This window comes from Lysinibacillus sp. S1 (assembly GCF_044986265.1).
Lineage (GTDB): Bacteria > Bacillota > Bacilli > Bacillales_A > Planococcaceae > Lysinibacillus > Lysinibacillus capsici.
Genome location: NZ_CP173154.1, coordinates 2,452,745 through 2,473,603, shown reverse-complemented (window position 1 = coordinate 2,473,603; position 20,859 = coordinate 2,452,745). Strand labels below are relative to the sequence as shown.

The window sequence follows — 20,859 nt, the reverse complement described above, 5'->3', positions numbered from 1 at the left end:
TCTTTCTCCCTTACATTCTCTTACGAAAGAGAGTCTATAGAGTAAATATGAACAAACTATTTCATATATAAAATATGTATGTTTTTTCAATTACTATTTTCATGGTGCTTGTTGTTTTGTTCCTCTAATATGAGGATAAGTGGAGGAATCGATATGAATATACAGGAGATACAGCAATTTTTAAGTCTATATCAGACAGAACAAAATGAATCAGAACTTTGGTTAAAGAATAGATTACAGGCAGTTAAGGATGCAGGTAAATATCACCCAACAACAGAGGAGCTAGTTTTTGGCGCACGTGTGGCATGGCGAAATAGCAATAAGTGTATTGGACGTCTGTTTTGGCAGTCACTGCATGTGGTAGATGCACGTGATGTTTTAGATGAAAAGGCTATTTTTCAAAAATTACTAGAACATATTGATTATGCGACAAATCATGGGAAAATTCGTCCAACTATAACAGTGTTTGCTTCAGATAGAGTACGGATTTGGAATCATCAACTAATTCGTTATGCAGGCTATGAAACAGATGCAGGCATTATTGGAGATTCACAGTCCATTAAATTTACAAAAGTGTGTGAGTCGTTAGGATGGAGAGGTAAAGGAACTGATTTTGATGTACTACCACTCGTTATACAGGTAGATAATCGTGCTCCTCAAATGTTTGTAATTCCTGAAGAAAATATAGTAGAGGTCTCAATCCGTCATCCAGAGTCAAACGATGTGGAAAAATTAGGAATGAAGTGGTATGCCGTACCTATTATTTCGAGTATGCGTTTTCAAATGGCTGGAATTGATTTTCAAGCAGCTCCATTTAACGGCTGGTATATGGGAACAGAGATTGGCGCACGAAATTTAGCAGATCATGATCGTTATAATATGTTACCTGCAATTGCAGAGATTTTTAATCTTGATACAACCAAACAAGCGTCTCTTTGGCGTGATCGTGCTTTAGTAGAACTTAATATTGCTGTTCTTCACTCATTTAAAGAAGATGGTGTGAGCATTGTTGATCATCATACAGCAGCTCAGCAGTTTAAATTGTTTGAGGAGGCAGAAAAATCAACAGGAAGAGAAGTTACAGGCAACTGGACATGGTTAATCCCACCACTTTCCCCTGCCACAACTCATATATTCCATAAACCCTATGTAAATATTTATCATACACCAAATTATTTTTATCAAAAACCATGCTATTAGTGTAAAAGAATTGTTTACTTTCGATACTTTTGATGAGAGAGGGCTTACTATGTTAGATCAGCAAATTCCCAATATCCCATGGAGACAATTGACGACACCTTATGGTAGAGGTACAGCCATTCCTAAGCTGATAGAACAGGAGCAATACACACAACTAGCTGAATTAATTGAACATCAAGGTACACTGTGGCAGGTGACACCATGGGTTTTGCTTGTCCTGCTAAAAAAGCTTACTCGTAAAAAATTAGAGGTTGTCTCCTTACAAGAGGTACAGTTATATTTAGCTGTGGCACATGCTATTACCAAGGATTATCTCGACCCAGTCAATACTGTTAAAAATATGCAGGAGCTATTAGACGTCAACTATTTGTGGATAGAAAATGAGGATAATGATGAGCAGGAGTGGGAGAAAGAAACGCCAAAGGGCTATGAGGAGCAAGCTTTTGTAGGCTATTACTATTATAGTTATATGCTTTTACAAGAGGCTGTTCCTATTTTTTCTACTATAACAGCTCATAATAATGAAGCATCAGAATGCCTTGCTGAATTGCTAACATTACTCCGCAACCCGACAATTAAGTAATGTGTAAACACTATAGAAATAGAGCAGATGGAGGAATCAAATCCACCTGCTTTATTTAATTTTAATGCACATATTCATCCTTAGAGGCTCTCATTGAGCAAAAGAAGAGTAACATTGCTACAACGACAAAGAGCCATCCCGCAATATTCCAGCCGCCAAATAAATCATGCAAGTAGCCAAAAAGAATAGGACCAATTGCGGCAAATAAATAACCCAAAGATTGCGCAAAGCCTGATAAATCTGCTGCTTCAAATGCAGTACGAGTCCGGAGAGTGAAGAACATCATTGCTAGGGCGAATGAAGAACCACCTGCTAACCCTAGAAGAACCATCCACAGTACCCCAAGACTTGTCCATTCCATGACAACCCCAACAAAGCCTACTAAATAGAAGGATGTAAACATCAATACAAGTGGGCGTTGAGAAGTCATTTTACCAGCAATAATAGGCACTGCTAAGGCCATTGGTACTTGTGAGAATTGCATGATTGAAAACATCCAGCCAGCTTTATCAGGTGCTAAACCTTGAGCAATATAGATCTCAGGTATCCAAGCTGCTGTTGTGTAGAATAATAAAGATTGTAAACCCATTGCCCCTGTGACAGCCCAAGTAACAGGTGATTTCCATAAAGGTGTACTGGTCTTCTTAGATGTAGTAACTGGTTCCGGTTTATTTGATTTTAGTTGAGGTATCCAAATTAAGATTGTAATTAGAACGAGTATGAGTGCAATGGAAAGTGCACCTTGCCAGCCTAACGATGAATTAGCTATCGGATAGCTAATACCAGCACCAAGGCCAGCAGTAAAATTCATGGACATGGTGAAAAAGGCCATTAATAAACCCACATGATAGGGAAATTTCAATTTCAATAATCCTGGAATTAGTACATTTCCAAAAGAAATGGCTACGCCAATTAACACAGTACCCAATAGAAGTAATTCTGTAGTACCAAGTGAACGTAGGACAATTCCTAAAGCCAAGAGAAAAGTTGATAAAAATAATGTTAGCTCAAGCCCTAGTTTGCGTGCTACAACTGGTGCAAATGGAGATATAACAGCAAAAGCCAGCAATGGTATCGTTGTTAGAAAGCCTGCCAAAACATTAGATATTCCAAGATCTTCACGGATAAAGGATATAATTGGGCCAACAACAGTTAGTGGCATTCGTAATGTAGAGGCTATAAAGATAACTCCAAAGACTAAAAGTAAGGTTGTTCCTTTCCAGCTAATTTTTTTACTTGGAAAACTAGTGGAATGATCATTTGTAGTCAAAATAAAATCCCCCCTAATAATAACCATTCTAATTGAACTACTATAACACTTTATCACACTATTAAAAATAGTAGAAGATTCATAAAATACAGAACATTTGTGGTTGTATTGAAATGTCTATGGTCTTATGTTAGTATAATAAACATCATAAATTTAATAATTATATGCCTCATGTTTGTATTGAGGTAGAGGTCGCGATATTTATAAGTATGCTAATTGAAATGACAAGCATTGATGAAATTAGTTGAAAGGAAATATTGCCGAAGTGTGAGGGGACTTGAAAACCTCATGCTGGGGCTGTCTCCGAAAGGAACAGAACTGTCACGTTTGCACAACGTGTTGAGCTATCATGTAGGAAAAACTGAGGATTAACGTAGCCATCACAGTGTATATGTGATGGCATTTTTTTGCCTCATAAATAGGAAGGAAGCTATATCGTGAGTGAAATAAAAGTAAATCAGCTCGGACATAAAGCGCCGAAGCTGAAAAAAGAATTAAAAAGCCGTCATATTACAATGATTTCTTTAGGCGGTACAATTGGTACGGGGCTATTTTTAGCCAGTGGAGGTGCAATTGCTCAGGCAGGGCCTGGAGGAGCATTGCTTGCCTATGCTTTAATCGGTATTATGGTGTATTTTTTAATGACAAGCTTAGGGGAAATGGCTGCCTATATGCCATCCTCAGGTTCATTTAGTACGTATGCAACCAAATTTGTAGATCCTGCCTTGGGCTTTGCATTAGGCTGGAACTACTGGTATAACTGGGCAATCACCATTGCTGCCGAAATTGCTGCTGTGTCATTAATTATGAAATATTGGTTCCCAGATAGCTCATCAGCACTTTGGACAGTATTATTTATTGCTGTTGTATTGACGTTTAATTTACTATCCGTAAAAAGTTATGGTGAAAGTGAATATTGGTTTGCCATGATTAAAGTAGCAACGGTTATTGTTTTTATTATCATTAGCTTACTAATGATTTTTGGTATTTTAGGTGGGCAGGCTCCTGTAGGTTTCACTAATTTCTTTGTTAGTGATGGGCCATTCCATGGTGGCTTCCTTGCTACATTTGGTATTTTCCTAGCTGCAGGATTTTCATTCCAAGGGACAGAATTACTAGGAATTACAGCTGGTGAAACAGATGATCCTGGTAAAAATATTCCGAAGGCTGTTAAATCTGTATTTTGGCGTATTCTTTTGTTCTATATTTTAGCGATTGGTGCAATTGGGATGTTAATTCCATTTACAGACGAACGTTTATTATCAGAAGATATCGCAGTATCACCGTTTACACTAGTGTTTGACCGCCTAGGTATTGCCTTTGCTGCTTCATTAATGAATGCCATTATTTTAACGGCTATGCTGTCAGCAGGAAATTCAGGACTATATGCATCTTCTCGTATGTTATGGCAATTAGCAGTGGATGGACATGCACCTAAATTTTTTGCAAAGCTAAGTCGTAGAGGTATTCCGATTTATGCACTTATGGCAACATTAGCTGTAGGCTGTTTAGCATTTTTGGCATCCTTCTTTGGCGATGGAGTGGTTTATATCTGGCTATTAAATGCTTCTGGAATGTCTGGCTTTATTGCATGGCTAGGTATTGCGTTTAGTCATTATCGTTTCCGCCGAGCGTTTGATGCACAAGGCTTAGATCCAAAGTTATTACCTTATAAAGCCAAATTATATCCTTTTGGACCATTATTTGCTTTTACAGTTTGTATGATCGTAGTCATTGGACAAAATTACACAGCCTTTACAGGCGATAAGATTGATTGGTACGGTATCCTTGTTTCGTATATTGGGATTCCATTATTTTTAGCATTATGGTTTGGCTATAAATTAAAGCACAAAACAAAAATGCTTCCACTTGAAGATTGTGATTTAAAAGTTGAAGATTAAATAATAGAGCTGTTCTATAAACCAAAGAGTGATGGTTTATGGAGCAGCTCTTTTTTCAACACTCATAAACAAATCTCTAATGATACATCATAAATATGGTAATGTAATATACATATGGAAATTGGGTTTGATAGGAGAGGTGCATCATAGTGCAAAAGCATATTTTACTTGTAGAAGACGATGAAGCCATTCGTGAAATGGTTGATAATTACTTAACGATGGAAGGTTTCCAGGTCACAACAGCGACTAATGGCGAAGAGGCATTACAAAATTGTTTGCAAAATATCTTTGATTTGGTCATCTTAGATATTATGATACCTAAATTAAATGGATTGGAAGTATTAAAGATTATTAGAGAGCAGGCAGCACTTCCTATCATTATTATGTCTGCAAAAGACAGTGATGTTGATAAAGCATTGGGCTTAGGATTAGGGGCAGATGATTATATTGCTAAACCCTTTTCTATGCTGGAATTTTCAGCACGTGTAAAGGCTGTTATCAGAAGAGCTACGAAATACTCTAGTCAAGCTGAACAAAAGCAAGAGGTCCTTGAAATTGATAATTTAAAGATAGATATCGTTAATTTCTCAATAACAAAGAGCGGACAAGAGATAAAGCTAACATCAAAGGAATTTTCCATTTTAAAATTGTTTGTGACAAATCGTCACAGAGTTTTTACCAAAGAGCAAATTTATCAGACGATATGGAAAGATGCCTATTATGGAGATGAAAATATTATAAATGTACATATCAGAAGACTCCGTGAAAAAATAGAAGATGATCCGTCACATCCTCACTATATTAAAACCCTATGGGGAATCGGCTATAAATTTGAAGGGTAAAAATATATGATATTTCTATTATTATTAATCATTGTATTGCTAATCGGCATTCTTATTTTTCAATGGAAAATCAAGAAGGAACAAGAACGTGCTATCCAATATATTCATCGAAAACTACACGTAATTGTGAATGAACAGACGTATGAAAAGATTCTAGTAACAACTACAAATTCAGAAATTCAACAGTTACTTATTACACTGAATACTTTGCTAGATCAACATCAAAAAATTCAGGCTACACATCGTAAAATGGAAAATTCCATGAAAAAGATGTTGGCCAATATTTCACATGATCTTAAAACGCCTTTAACCGTTGTACTTGGCTATATTGAAATGCTTCAACTTCAAAACGGGATTAGTGACGAGGAACAGCAACGTTTACTTACGGGTGTACATGCTAAAACATTAGAGGTATTAAAAATTATTCATACATTTTTTGACTTGGCAAAATTAGAGGCTGGGGACACAGATTATCCAATCACTAAAATCAATGTCAGTGAAATATGCCGAAAAAATGTTTTGTCTTTTTACGATTTGGTTACTTCATTGGGATTAGATATTAAAATTGATATCCCTGAAAGCTCCATATATGCACTTGGTAATGAAGAAGCATTAAATAGAGTGCTAAACAATCTACTGTCTAATGCTATTGCATATGGAGCAGATGGCAATGTAATTGGAATTACTATAAGAAACGATGAAGCCAATATCGATATTGATGTGTGGGATTGTGGCAAGGGCATTGATGAATACCATATCGATCGCGTTTTTGAAAGGATGTATACACTTGAGGATTCTCGAAATAAATCTTTCCAAGGTAGCGGTCTGGGGCTAACGATTACAAAGCGGCTTGTAGAAATAATGAATGGCTCGATCCGTTTATCGAGTATTCCCTATGAAAAAACTATTTTTACGATTTCGTTAAAGCGAATGATGTATTGAATCCATTATGCTTGTAGAGCTTTAATGCTTTGCAGGCTTTTTTACTTAAGAAATTTGTAAGAATGCAGTAATAAAATAGAGAGTTTCATTTTTTATAATGAAACTAGTCACAATTGAGGGAGAGAATTACATGACATACATTGTAAAAACAAATCAGCTTACGAAAGTGTACGATGGAAAGGAAGTTGTTTCTGCTGTCAATATGAACGTTAAGAAAGGTGAGATTTATGGATTTTTAGGTCCTAATGGTGCGGGTAAAACGACTGTTATGAAGATGCTAACTAATCTTACGAAACCTACAAGTGGGGATGTAGAAATTTTGGGGGCGAAATTGACGGACAAATCCTATGAAATACTAAAAAGAATGGGGACAATTATTGAATATCCTATTTTTTATGAAAAATTAACGGCTAGAGAGACCCTGGAATTACATTGTGAATACATGGGTTATTATGATAAGAAAGAAATTGCACATGTTCTTAATTTAGTAAAGTTATCGAATACAGAGAATAAGCAGGTTAAAGATTTTTCTCTGGGGATGAAGCAAAGATTAGGCATCGCAAGGGCCATTATTACAAAGCCAGAGTTACTTATATTAGACGAACCAATTAATGGATTGGACCCAGTAGGGATAAAGGAGTTAAGAGAGCTTTTCAAGATGCTTTGTAAGGAGTACGGCATAACTATTATTATCTCTAGTCATATTCTAGCTGAAATAGAACAATTGGTCGATACAATAGGTGTTATTAAGAATGGAAGGCTCATCACTGAGGTAGCAATGGATACTATTAATCGTGATCAGGTCAATTATACGGAAGTGATCGTAAGTGATGGGAAAAAGGCAGCGTTTATTATTGAAAGCGAATTAAACATTACGAATTTTAAGCTGATGGATGATAACTCTATACGTATATACGACTCAACAGTATCCCAACAAAGCCTATCGAGAGCATTAATTGAACATGACGTTGAGATTGAAGAGATTAGTAAAAAAACTAGTTCATTAGAGGATTATTTCTTAAAGCTAATCAATGGAGGTGTTGTCCATGCTTAATTTAATGCGTTTAGAAATGAAAAAATTTCATTTAGGTTCATATGTTAAAGGAGCCATTATCGCTAATTTTGTTATTCTTGGTTTTTTGTTTATGATTTTATTTATTTCTAAAGTGGAAGGAGACCCAGGGCTTGAAAATTATGAGGTTGCATTCAGTGTTATTGATTCATTTGTAAGAGCAGTTTTTATGATTTTTGCTTCTACGTTAATAGCTAAGTTAATCATCGGAGAATATAAATTTAAAACCATTACATTAGCCTTTATGTATCCTATAAGTAGAAAGAAATTAATGGTCGCAAAGCTTGCTATTGTCATGCTATTTACTTTCAGTATGATCATTATCTCCAATGCTCTTATTACAACCATTTTTTGTATCATAAGCGATCGATATGAATTAATTCCTGATGTACTATCTAGTTCTTTAATTATCCAGCAAATACCTTCTGTATTGATGAATGCGATTGCTGCCTCAGGTATAGCTTTAATCCCATTGTATTTCGGGATGAGAAAATACTCTATACCGACAACTATCATTTCATCTATTATAATTGTGTCTGTAACTTCGTCAAATTCAGGTAACTTTACTTTAAACGATATTATTATTATTCCAATTACTTTAGCAATCGTGGGTCTTGGTATTGCTTATTTAGCCATTAGAAATATCGAAAAGGTGGATGTTTAATCAAAAAGATACCAGGTGCTCATTGCTATAGAGTACCTGGCTTTTTGTTATCCAAAAATTGTTTCCCACAGTAAGTAAATATTTAACGTAATAACAACGACTACGACAAACCAACCTAAAACAGTTGTAATACGGTGATTAACTAGGCTTCCCATAATGTCTCGTTTACTTGTAAACATAACAAGAGGGACAAGTGCAAAGGCAATACCAAATGATAAAACAACTTGACTAAGAACGAGAGCATAGGTAGCATTCACACCAGAGGCAATGATTGCAAGTGGTGGCACCATGGTAATCGCTCTACGTAAATAAAGAGGTATTTTTCTTTGAATGAAGCCTTGCATCACTACGTCACCAGCTAAAGTCCCTACAGAGGAGCTAGCAAGCCCTGCAATAAGTAAACCAAGACCAAAGGAAATGGCAGCCATTGGGCCGAGCGCAACTTTTAAGCCATTATAGGCAACATCTAAATCTTCAACTACAACACCTTGGGTATGGAATACGGCTGCGGCAATGATGAGCATGCTCATATTGATGGCACCAGCAATAATCATAGCGATGATAATATCGATAAATTCAAAACGGAAAATACGTTTTTTTTCTGCCTCATTTCGACCAATAATACGACTTTGAGTTAAAGAAGAATGTAAGTAAATAGCATGAGGCATAACGGTTGCACCTAAAATACCTGTTGCTAATAATAGTGAATCTACACCTTCAAAGTGTGGTGTGAACATGCCAATCGCCACATCGCCCCATGCTGGCTGCGCTAAAAATGTTTGGAAGGCAAATGCCAATACAACAATTAAAACCATTCCAGAAATACCTGCTTCAAAGGCTCTAAATCCTCTTCTTTGCAACTCTAAAATAGCGAATGAACCCACTGCTGTAATCAATGCGGCGGGAAGCATTGGGATATTAAAAAGTAAATAAAGCCCTAATGCTGCTCCGATAAATTCCGCGAGGTCTGTGGCAATGATGACCAATTCCGCCTGTATCCATAAAAAGATAGATGTTTTTTTAGAAAAATGCTCGCGTGCTACTTCAGGTAAATTTTTTCCTGTCGCAATCCCAAGCTTGGCAGACAGGGACTGAATTAACACGGCCATTAAATTAGAAAAGGCTATAACCCAAAGTAGCAGGTAGCCGTATTGAGAGCCTGCTGTAATATTTGTAGCAAAATTGCCAGGATCAATATAGGCAACTGCTGCAATGAAAGCAGGTCCTAAAAATGGCAAGAGTCTTCGCCAACCTTTTATATCTCCATCTAAAACCGCCTCTGCAGACGATTTTGTGACTCGTTTGTAAACCATATTGTTCCCTCGTTTCAAAAAGTATCATCAGTGAAATAAAGTTTCCTATAGGAAAATAAGATATTAGTATTCTAACGCTAGGAATAAAAAAAGTGAAGTAGTTTGCTTTATCCTTCTAAAATAAGTATGCTCTTTTGGATGAAGTGAATGAGTAGAAAAATTAAATTGCAGGGAAAATTCGAAATTTATAGAACTAATGAAATGTAGAAGGGAGACAAGGTGATGGATATGGTATGGGTAAAATCAAAAGTAACAATTCCACGTACAGTGCCAAATGTATTAGAGAGGAAGAAATTATTTTCTATTTTATCTAACAATCGAATGAAGAAACTAACCATTATACGGTCAGCCGCAGGATACGGAAAGACGACTCTTTTAAGTCTGTGGTTGAAGCATATTGATGAATCGGTAGCATGGTTTACTATCGATCAGAATGACAATGATCCTGTGAGATTTTTAAAGTACTTAATACATACATTATCTTTTAGCATATTGAATGTAGAACAAAAGTTAAACAATATACTAGATGAAACACCACCTTTTGAAACAATTATAGATACACTGTTAAACGATTTGGATACATATAAAGAAAATATTCATATTGTTTTTGATAATTTTCAAGAAATCCACAACCCTCAAATTCATCAAATTATCAATCGACTTATTGAATATTTACCAGCCAATGCACGGATCTATATAACTACACGAACTAATTTAGAACTTCCACTAGCAAAATGGCGTGTAAAAGGTTGGATACTAGAAGTCGGGACGGGTCAATTATGTTTTGATTTAGAAGAGCTACAATCTTTCTTTAATTCTGTTACTAATGATGAACAGAAGGATGCGCTGAAGCCTTTATTAAAGACTACAGGGGGCTGGATAGCAGGTATCCAACTGATAAAGCTATCAACAGGTGGAATGATAGGTAATCTTAGTAGTGAAGAAATTTTAGCCAAAGCTAGTTCATATATACATGAGTACTTCATGCAAGAAATTCTTTTAATATTACCTCAAGAATTGCAAGATTTTCTACTAAGAACTTCCATTTTAAACTACTTAGATCCGAGTGTTTGTGGATCCATCACGAACGGATTAGATAGTTTAACTACATTCTCAGAGCTGGAGAAAAATTGTTTGTTTATCGAACAAGTACAAGCTCATCCACCCGTTTATCGTTACCAAACTTTATTTAGGCATGCCCTACAGGTAGAATTTCAAAGGCAATATTCCTATGAAATGATTACCTCTATTTATTACGAAGCAGCCACTAATTTATGCCAAAGAGAAGACTATGTAGCGGCAATTGAGCTTGCTTTAAATGGCGAATTATACAAGCTTGCACATGAATGGATTCAAAAATATTTAGTCGAAATATTTGCCGAGGGACATACTCTATTATTCGGGCAGTGGATACAGAAATTAAGGAATGCTCAGTTTCCAGTAGATATTAATATGCTTGTCTTATATATTACTACTCTGTTTTCAACCCATGAAATTGATCAGGCGAATAAAATCATAGAGGAACTACTATTTAAACAAAATAAATGGAAATGGATGGAGGGTTTTCAGTTCATTGCTGTATCAAAAATCTTTGAAATTATACAGGCTTATATAGGTTATATGGAAGATGGAGACATTGAAAAGGCAAAAGTAGGTTTACAAACACGCGTAAATGTAAGAAAGAATAAGTCATCTTTATATCATATTTCTTTAAAATATAATCAATTTGAGCCTAGAATTTTATGTACTTTTGTAGGTGCAAAAGGAAAATTCTTACCAGTAGTAAAAATGGATGAACTGATTCAAGTGTTGAATGAAAGTGAAATAAGGGAGCGAAATATTACAGGCGTTACCTATGGATTACTAGCTGAAATTTTGTATGAAATAAATGATTTAGATAGAGCAAGTAAAGAGTTAGAAATCGGTTTACAATATGGTTTACATTTTCAAGATCCAGGATTATTTATACCAATGTACTTATTAAAGGCTCGTATTTATATGACTAAAAAACAATTCGAAGAAGCACATCTGTTATTGCTTGAAGCTATGAAGGAAACCGATAAACCTTATTGGATAGGTATGCTCTATATTATGAAAGCACAATCTTATTTATTGGAAGGAAATATTTCATATGCACAACAGGAATTTTTTAGAGTGACGGATTTTATCAATTATAGAATTGCATCAAAAAATCCATTTTATTTATTAGTTCAAGGTAAAATTCTATATGCTAAAAATCAACTGGAGGAAGCATTGCAAATTGCTATTCGTTTAAAAGAAGGAGCAACTCAGGAAAAGCAAATCGTTACGCTTATTGAAGCGGGCTTGCTAGAAGCCATTTGTCATTTTTCACTTGGTAAAGAGGATTTCGCTTTAACAGTATTACATGATGCTCTTGAACATGGAGTGTCCTATGGGTATTACCGTACATTTATAGAGGAGGATTCTATCTGGCCATTACTTAATAAATACTGGCGTCTACGTCAGCATAATAAGGGAGATACATTTAAGTCAGTGCCGTTAGCCTATGTAAATAAACTATTACTAAATGACAGCACAGAAGATGAGTTTTTCACTAACTTTACTGCAAGAGAAAAAGATGTTCTGCAATTACTCGCAGAAGGTGCTTCTAATAAGGAGATTGCACAACAATTGCAGCTGACAGAGGGAACAATTCGTATATATTTAACAGGAATCTACAGTAAAATAAGTGTGAAATCTCGCACGAAGGCCATTTTATGGGCAAAAGAATGGCTAGGCTTTTAAAGTTGTTAAAGAGAAAGGAGGTCTACATGTGCCAAATATTTTAGTAGCCTCAAAAACAACAGTCCCTCAAACGGGCAAGCAAATTATTGAGCGAGAACGATTAAATGCCATTCTACTCCAGTCAACAGCAAAACTTATAGTAGTACAAGCGCCAGCAGGGTATGGTAAAACCACTTTTCTAAGTAGTTGGTTTCAGCAACTTGAGACGGCAGTAGCATGGTATACGGTGGACCAAACAGACAATGATCTAAATCGCTATTGGAAGTATTTAATTCATGCTATTGGTCACTCATTACAGCCAGAAGCTGCCTCTCGGATTAATTCTATACTCCATGCACAACCACAGTTACCATTAGAGTTTTTAGTGGACTCTCTCTTATATGAATTATCGCTATCTACTAAAAAGATTCATATTATGATTGATGATTATCATCATATTCATAATATTGCTATCCATCAAGCGATGACTCGACTAATTGATTTCTTACCTGAAAATTGCTTTATTTATTTGACTAGTAGATCAACTATTTCATTACCTATTGCAAAGTGGAGATTAAACCATTGCTTGCTTGAAATTGGTTTAGAGCAACTTCTTTTTACGTATGAAGAGACAAAAGAATTTTATAAAAATTTAAATAAAAAGCTGGATGTAAAGGTATTTCAAAAGGTTTTTGAGATAACAGAGGGCTGGCCAACAGGGTTGCAATTAACTAATTTAGCGGATTTTCATAATGTAGAAAAAGAGTTAAAAGAAAGTAATTTATATGTGTTCCAATATTTAATGAGTGAGGTTTTTTCCAAACTTGCACCATCCCTCCAAATTTTTCTTCTTTATACTTCACTTTTGGAACAATTAACCGCTGATACATGTAATGTCCTAACAAACCGTACTGATGCTCAAGTAGTCTTATTAGAGCTTGATCAACAAGGATTATTTATTAGTAGAGTAGAAGCAAAAGAGCAGGTTTTTCGATATCACAACTTATTTAGAGAAGCATTGCGCCAAGAATTGAGCAATCGTTTTACTCAGCAAGATATTTTGTATTTATATGAAAAGGCAGCTGTAGCTTTATATAATAATGGAAATTTTTTATCTGCTATAGAGCTTGCTTTAAGCGGCAACGTATTTATGTATGCTGAACAATGGATTCAGGAGCATCTTGTAACATTTCTTTCCTGTGGTCATTCAACATCCTATGTAAAATGGATTGATACATTTTTGTCTAATGGCTATGAGGTACACCCAGAGTTGATGGTAATGTATGCCTATACACTCGCAGCATTACACAATTTAGAAGATGCTTATCGGACGATACTAGACCTAGAACAAAAGCATAGGTCCAATCAATGGATGAATAAAAGTGAGTATGCATCTGCTGTCGATGATTTTCTAGGTGTGAAAGCCTATGTCTTTGTCATGAAAAACGGAGATCTTTCTCAAGCTGGGGAATATATTCGACAAAGACTGGAGAGAAATCCAGTCAGGTCCAAATGGGACGCAATATTTATACAATATAATCAATCAGAGCCTATGTTGTTTAGAACAAATATCGGGTCTCGAGGGAAGTTACTTTCAGATGAACAGGCTATGTCTTATTTTGCTAAGTTTAGAACAGGGAAATTTAAAAACTTAAGTATGACGGGCTATAGCTATGGCGTGCGTGCAGAAAAATTATATGAGTGGAACCAATTTGCTGAGCTATCAACAGAATTAGAGGAAGCTATACGTTCTGGACATCAATTTCAAGATGCAGGATTGTTAGTACCGATGTATATTCTTAAAAGTAAAATTGCCGTGTTAGAACAGCAATATATAGTTGCTCAAGGGGTTTTAGATCATGCAATTGAAGCTGTCAATGAACGCCAGTGGATTGATAGTATAAGAGTAATGAAGGCACTTTTATTTTTACGTGAAGACAATGTTGTCCAAGCAGAACAGGAGTTAGCTAAGGTCAAAGTAGGTAAGGATTTTCCATTTTATTTGCTAGTAAAAGCACGTTATTTACTCATGGAAGGACATCTACTAGCAGCGCAGCAATTGATTATAAAGGTGCAATCACAGGCGCAACAACAAGAACAGCTATCTACTCGTATAGAAGCGACAATTTTATTAGCCATATGTTTGGTTGAGCAAGGACAAGCAGATGAGGCGTTAGAAAAATTACACCAAGCCTTGAAATTAGCCGAACCATATCAATATATCAGAACCTTTATAGATGAGCCTCAAACATATGCTTTATTAAAAAAATATGCCGCTATTCGAAAGCAATCTTTTGAAATGGAGTGGAGGGAGGTTTCCATGAGCTACGTTGAGCACTTGCTCCAATGTGTTCAAAAGTATAAGCAAATTTCACCATTGGCGTCCCTTACAACTCGTGAACAGGAAATATTTTTATTATTATCAAAAGGTGCTTCTAATAAAGAAATAGCCGAGCAGCTATTTTTATCGGAAGGTACAGTAAGAGTCTATCTCTCGGGGATTTATAGTAAGTTAGGTGTTAAAAATCGAGCCCAGGCAATATTATTAAACACGCTGGTATAAGGTTATCCGTTATCTTTTTTAGGTAGCGGTCTTTTTTTTTACATAAAACAATTAACATTCCTCAATAGTGGAAGTATCTTGAATTTTCTAAGATAAAGGGAGGAGAATACTTGATTTTAAGAGGAAGGAGCGAGAGGAATGAAAAGAATCTCGAACATGATGATTGTTCTAATATTGCTCTTTTTCCAATATGGGCAAGTTCCAGCCTCTTATGCGAATGAGCATAATGCTATTGAAGAAGGAGCGGATAGTCATGCTAAAAAGAGCCTTAACAAAAATCTAGTTGGTAATGCAAGATTCCATACAGCGCCAAATGACACAGGCATAACACTTGTAGCCTATGGAGGGGCAGGAGGGCATGTTGATATTCCAGCTGTTATTAACGGACAGCCCGTTACGATAATAGGGGAATCTTCATTTTTCAATAAGAATGTGACAAGTGTAACTATCCCTGAAAGTGTGACCAAAATAGGGGATAGAGCATTTTTGATGAATCAGATCACGACTGTGACCCTCCCTAATAGATTAGAGAGTATAGGTAATCTAGCGTTTTTTGACAATCGGTTATCGACTGTCTATATTCCTGATAGCGTAAAAACAATAGGAGCAGAATCATTTGCGAATAATCAGCTAACAGCAGTGACAATTCCAGATGGTATAACAAGAATTGAGAACAGTGTATTTTCGAGGAATAAATTAGAAAGTGTAACCATTCCCAGTAGCGTGACAAGTATAGGGAACTACGCGTTTTATCAAAATCACTTAACAACCATTATTCTACCTGATGACTTAAAGAAGATAGGGTTCTATACTTTTTATGGTAATAACCTGAAAGAAGTGACTATTCCTGAAGCAGTTACATATATAGAAGATTGGGCATTTGCCTCTAATCAGTTGCATTGGGTTTACTTTAATAGACCATTAGTGCTGCAGCCTAATACATTTAACTACCAAGGTGATAGGTTTGATGGTTGGTATAGTGATTTGGCATGGGCAAAGCCGTGGGATGGCAATATCACACAGCCAACAAAAATTTATGCAAAGGGAAATGCGTTAACATATACACTTACATTTGAGCCAAATAGCGATACAGCTATTGATGAACAGCAAATACTGGCTGGAGAAAAAGCACTTGCACCAGCAACTCCGATAAAAGATGGCTCTCAATTTATAGGCTGGTATAAAGATGAAGAATTGACTGTACCCTGGAACTTTGATACAGATGTGATAACGGGAAATATAACTTTATATGGAAAATGGGCAAAAAAACCATACACTGTTATATTTCATACAGATACAGACACAATAACAATCGAGGTATTGAATGGAGAGCTATTAGCCAAGCCATCAGATCCAACGAAAGTTGGCTATACATTTGCAGGTTGGTATAAAGACGAAAAGCTGATGATACCGTGGAACTTCGAGATCGATAAAGTGACAGAGAGTATGACGTTATATGGAAAATGGCTAACAAATGAATACATCATTACCTTTTATACAAATGGAGGGACGTTAATTTCTCCTGTGACAGCTAAGTATAATGAGGTAATAGATGAACCACTGTTCCCGACAAAAACAGGTTATAAATTTGTAGGCTGGTATAAGAATGAAGAGCTGACCAAACCATGGAGCTTCGATACTGATAAAGTGGCAGAAGATACAGCACTTTACGCGAAATGGGAAAGGGTAACTGTACATTATATTCTGGACTTTGCTTCAAATGGTGGAAGTGCTATATCGCCCCAAAGGATTACTGCTAATACAACCGCAATGCAACCAATCAACCCAATAAAGGTAGGCTATACATTTGCAGGTTGGTATAAAGATGCTCATTTCACAAAAGTCTGGAATTTCCATACAGATATAGTGACAGCTAATACTACTTTATATGCAAAATGGCAATGGCTAGCAAACGATTCTTCAGGTGGTGGAGGAAATTCGTCCCCAACACTAACAGAGCCAGAAACGACAGAGCCAACCTTATCTGAAAAACCAGAACCTAAACCTGAAGATCAAGCTAAGCCACAACCAACCGAGCCAACACCCCAAACAGAGGCAAACATTACTTTCTCAGATATTCCTCAGGGCCATTGGGCATGGACGATGATTCAGGAGATGGCAAGGCAGGGCATTATTACAGGCTATCAAGACGGCACCTTCAAGCCAAATGCACCAATTCAGCGCCAGCATGTTGCCCTAATGTTAACCAGAGCATTAGAGCTAGAACCGAAAAAAGAGGCGTTTATATTTAAGGATATTCCTGAAAGTCATCTCTATTTTGAGGAAATTAAGCAAGTGCAACAAGCAGGGCTGTTTGATGGCATAGATGGAAACTTCCAACCAAAAACTAATATGACACGTTCACAAATGGCCAAAGTATTGGTAGAGGCTTTAAACTTAACAGCCCATAAGAAAGAAACATTTAATGATGTATCTGCTTCTCATTGGGCATACAATTATATTGCTATTCTTGCGTCAAACGGTATCACAATAGGTGATCAAGGTAATTTTAGACCTAATGATGCTGTTACACGGGCAGAATTCGCAATCTTTTTATATAGAGCCCTCTCTCAATAAGAAAAAATCCCATCACTGGTGTGATAAGACTACCAATGAYGRGAWTTWTRTATTTACCTAAAAATAATTAACATTCCTCAATAGTGGGAGTAAATAATTACCTTTAAGATGAAGAAGAATTATTTCATTTTTAAAGAAAGGAGAGACTATATGAAAGCAAAAAGTGTTAGATATGGAATATGGTTTACACTATTTATCTTCATGATGTTAGTGAAAATCCCTTTTACTTTTGCTAATGAAGCTGATTATGATGTGGAAGATAGCCCTGATGGATCGATAACTATAAAGACATACACAGGTACTGGCGGAGACATGGTAATTCCTCATCAAATACAAGGGAAAATCGTAACAGGGATAGACGCTTGGGTGTTTACTAATAAAAATCTGACAAGCCTCATGATACCAGAAACAATAACAACAATTGGTGCTTATGCTTTTTATCAAAATCAGTTAACAAGTGTGACACTGCCAAGTAATCTAACGAACATTAGTGATGGTGTATTTTCCTTAAACCAACTAACAAATGTGATACTTCCAAATAATCTAAGTAGTATCGGAAATTATGCATTTTCTGGAAATTTGCTAGAAAGCGTAGATATACCTAAAAGTGTTATTAGTATAGGAGATCATGCATTTTCAACGAATGATATTGTCAATGTGAAAATTCCAGAGGGTGTAAAAATAATAGGGTCAAATGCATTTGCAAGGAATGATATTGAAAGTTTAGAGATACCAGAAAGTGTGAAAAGCATTGGAGATGAAGCCTTTTCAAATAATTACCTAAAGGAAATCATTATATATTCTAAAGATGTTGAAATAGGTGATGATGCTTTTATAGGGCATAGTCCTAACCTTGTTATTTATGCTCCAGAGAATTCTTCTGCAAAAGAGTATGCAGATAGGTTGAATATAAACTTTCAAGGTATAAATTCTCCAGATCCTGTCAATGAAGCGGATTATGAGTGGACAAAAAATAGGGATGGGTCAGTAACGATTAGAGATTACATAGGTACTGATATGGCAATAACCATTCCAAGTCAGCTAGATGGCAGGGTAGTAACAGCAATAGGTAGTGGAGCATTTGGTGAAAAAGGTCTTACGCAGGTAATTATACCAGACAGTGTAACAAGCATTGGAGATGTGGCATTTGCAGAAAATCAATTAACGTATGTGAAACTACCAAATAACCTTAAAAAGATAGGTGAAGGTGTATTCTTTACAAATAAACTTACTGCTATAGAAATACCAGATCAAGTTACTCAAATTGGCTCATATGCATTTTTAGATAATGCACTTGCTACAGTTAAGCTGCCAAATCAACTTAAGACAATTGGGGATTTCGCATTTATGGAGAACCAATTAACAAACATTGAGTTACCAGCAACTTTGGAGACTATAGGAGAATGGGCGTTTTCAGATAATCACATAACCTCTTTAGTAATACCTACTAGTGTCGTAAGTATAGGAGCGTATGCATTTGCTACCAATGAACTTTCAAATGTAACGATTCCCTCAAGTATAACAAGTATAGCGGAAAGTGTATTTCTCGATAATCAGCTTACAAGTATAGAGATTCCTAGTAGTGTAACGAATATTGGTAGATGGGCCTTTGGGAAGAATAGACTTAGTAGCATCGAAATTCCTAAAAATGTAATGACTGTAGAGGATAATGCCTTTAATGACAATAATCTTAAACAAGTGAAAATATTATCGGATGCAACAATTCTTTTAGAAGATATTTTTAATGCAAATCCAAGTAATTTAATTATTTATGGTCATGATGCATCGACTGCTCAAGCCTATGCCAATCAAAATAATCACCAGTTCGAGTTACTTACTTATCAAATTATCTATCATGGAAATGGCTCTGAACAAGGAAATCCACCAGTAGATATGAATATGTATCCAAGAAATACTCCAGCAACGATCTTAGATAATATAGGATCTTTAGAAAAAACTGGCTATACATTTGATGGTTGGAACAGCACTAACGTAGGAGATGGTATAGATTATACAGTCAATAGCATTGTTGATATTGAAGAATCCAATCTTGCCTTGTATGCGAAATGGAAAGCAAATTCATATGTTGTCACATTTAATACAAATGGGGGGACAGCAATCAATCCTATTACAGTAAATTATAAGGCACTAGTAAGTAAACCAGTAATTCCTATAAAACCAGGGTATACATTTTTAGGCTGGTATAAGGATGCTCAATTCACCACACCATGGAATTTTACAACGGATATGATAACACAAAATACAACCTTATATGCAAAATGGGAAAACGTCGTCGCACAGTATACGGTGGATTTCGAAACAAATGGAGGAAGTACAGTAGCATCACAGAAGGTAACAAAAGATACCTTAGCAACAAATCCAGTAAATCCAACAAAGGCAGGCTATACATTTACAGGCTGGTATAAGGATATTGAACTGACGATACCATGGAATTTTTCTAAAGATGTAGTGAAGTCCAATATCACCTTATATGCCCATTGGGTAAAAGACGGTTCATCGGGTGGTGGAGGAAGTATATCTCCGAATCCATCCCCAATACCAGAGCCAACCATACCTGAAAAACAAGAACCTAAACCTGAAGAACAAAAACCTAAACCTGAAGAACCAATTGATCCACAACCAACAGAGCCAGATATCATCTTCTCAGATATTTCTCAAGGACATTGGGCCTGGGCGATGATTCAGGAGATGGCAAAGCAGGGCATTATTACAGGCTATCAAGATGGCACCTTCAAGCCAAATGCACCAATTCAGCGCCAGCATGCTGCCCTGATATTAACAAGAGCATTAGCGCTAGAACCGAAAAAAGATGCGCGAGAATTTAACGATATACCTAAAAGCCATCTCTATTTTGGGGTAATCGATCAGGTGCAACAAGCAGGTTTGTTTGAAGGCATAGATGGGAACTTCCAGCCAACTACGAATTTGACACGCGCTCAAATGGCAAAAGTATTAGTTCTTGCCTTTAATTTAACTTCATCGAATAAAGATACTTTCGAGGATGTGCCAAAAACACACTGGGCACACAACTTTATCGCTATACTTGCAGGAAATGGGATCACAATTGGAGATAATGGCAACTTTAGACCAAATGATCCTGTAACACGTGCGGAGTTTGTAACATTTTTGTATAGAGCTTTGCATCAATAATTAAAAACCTCACCAA

At 36.1% G+C, this 20,859-nt stretch carries 13 protein-coding genes and 1 riboswitch; of the genes, 11 read left to right on the top strand and 2 right to left on the bottom strand.

Translation table 11 applies throughout. The features are described 5' to 3' along the window. Positions 1–153 precede the first annotated feature (153 nt). Positions 154–1,200 (top strand): nitric oxide synthase oxygenase, encoded by a 1,047-nt coding sequence (locus ACHZEU_RS12260; protein WP_103117308.1) that lies wholly within the window; start codon positions 154–156, stop codon positions 1,198–1,200. Positions 1,201–1,249: 49 nt separating this feature from the next. Next, positions 1,250–1,783, top strand: a complete 534-nt coding sequence (locus tag ACHZEU_RS12255; RefSeq protein ID WP_404803453.1) for a hypothetical protein — start codon at positions 1,250–1,252, stop codon at positions 1,781–1,783. A 61-nt stretch (positions 1,784–1,844) separates the two neighbouring features. Here the strand turns inward: ACHZEU_RS12255 and ACHZEU_RS12250 are convergent, their stop codons facing one another. Continuing rightward, positions 1,845–3,053, bottom strand: a complete 1,209-nt coding sequence (locus ACHZEU_RS12250; protein WP_048391934.1) for an MFS transporter — start codon at positions 3,051–3,053, stop codon at positions 1,845–1,847. A gap of 178 nt (positions 3,054–3,231) precedes the next feature. After that, positions 3,232–3,408, top strand: a riboswitch (Lysine riboswitch). 82 nt (positions 3,409–3,490) lie between these two features. Here ACHZEU_RS12250 and ACHZEU_RS12245 point away from each other — a divergent pair. The 5 genes from ACHZEU_RS12245 (at position 3,491) to ACHZEU_RS12225 (ending at position 8,474) form a co-directional block, all read left to right on the top strand. Further along, positions 3,491–4,954, top strand: coding sequence for an amino acid permease (locus tag ACHZEU_RS12245; protein WP_054548681.1), 1,464 nt, complete (start codon positions 3,491–3,493; stop codon positions 4,952–4,954). Positions 4,955–5,103: 149 nt separating this feature from the next. Beyond that, the gene (locus ACHZEU_RS12240) at positions 5,104–5,796 is read left to right on the top strand and encodes a response regulator transcription factor (RefSeq protein WP_112117085.1); all 693 of its coding nucleotides are present in this window, start codon (positions 5,104–5,106) and stop codon (positions 5,794–5,796) included. Between the two features lie 6 nt (positions 5,797–5,802). Beyond that, entirely contained in the window at positions 5,803–6,738 is a 936-nt protein-coding gene (locus ACHZEU_RS12235; protein WP_257962267.1) for a sensor histidine kinase KdpD, read from the top strand. A 130-nt stretch (positions 6,739–6,868) separates the two neighbouring features. Then, the gene (locus tag ACHZEU_RS12230) at positions 6,869–7,792 is read left to right on the top strand and encodes an ABC transporter ATP-binding protein (protein ID WP_103117310.1); all 924 of its coding nucleotides are present in this window, start codon (positions 6,869–6,871) and stop codon (positions 7,790–7,792) included. Further along, the gene (locus ACHZEU_RS12225; RefSeq protein WP_048391929.1) at positions 7,785–8,474 is read left to right on the top strand and encodes an ABC transporter permease; all 690 of its coding nucleotides are present in this window, start codon (positions 7,785–7,787) and stop codon (positions 8,472–8,474) included. Before ACHZEU_RS12230 ends, ACHZEU_RS12225 begins: the two co-directional genes overlap by 8 nt. A 47-nt stretch (positions 8,475–8,521) precedes the next feature. Here ACHZEU_RS12225 and ACHZEU_RS12220 read toward each other — a convergent pair whose 3' ends face one another. Next, positions 8,522–9,787: an Nramp family divalent metal transporter gene (locus ACHZEU_RS12220; RefSeq protein WP_404803452.1), complete on the bottom strand. Its 1,266-nt coding sequence runs from the start codon at positions 9,785–9,787 to the stop codon at positions 8,522–8,524. 222 nt (positions 9,788–10,009) lie between these two features. On the opposite strand from ACHZEU_RS12220, the gene ACHZEU_RS12215 reads away from it, so the two are divergent. The 4 genes from ACHZEU_RS12215 (at position 10,010) to ACHZEU_RS12200 (ending at position 20,843) form a co-directional block, all read left to right on the top strand. Then, positions 10,010–12,553, top strand: coding sequence for a LuxR C-terminal-related transcriptional regulator (locus tag ACHZEU_RS12215; protein ID WP_103117312.1), 2,544 nt, complete (start codon positions 10,010–10,012; stop codon positions 12,551–12,553). 28 nt (positions 12,554–12,581) lie between these two features. Next, positions 12,582–15,095 (top strand): LuxR C-terminal-related transcriptional regulator, encoded by a 2,514-nt coding sequence (locus ACHZEU_RS12210; protein WP_048391926.1) that lies wholly within the window; start codon positions 12,582–12,584, stop codon positions 15,093–15,095. 138 nt (positions 15,096–15,233) lie between these two features. Then, the gene (locus ACHZEU_RS12205) at positions 15,234–17,672 is read left to right on the top strand and encodes an InlB B-repeat-containing protein (protein WP_404803451.1); all 2,439 of its coding nucleotides are present in this window, start codon (positions 15,234–15,236) and stop codon (positions 17,670–17,672) included. Positions 17,673–17,822: 150 nt separating this feature from the next. After that, a complete protein-coding gene (locus tag ACHZEU_RS12200) occupies positions 17,823–20,843 on the top strand; it encodes a leucine-rich repeat protein (protein ID WP_333881142.1) in 3,021 nt (1,006 codons plus the stop codon). Positions 20,844–20,859: the final 16 nt, after the last annotated feature.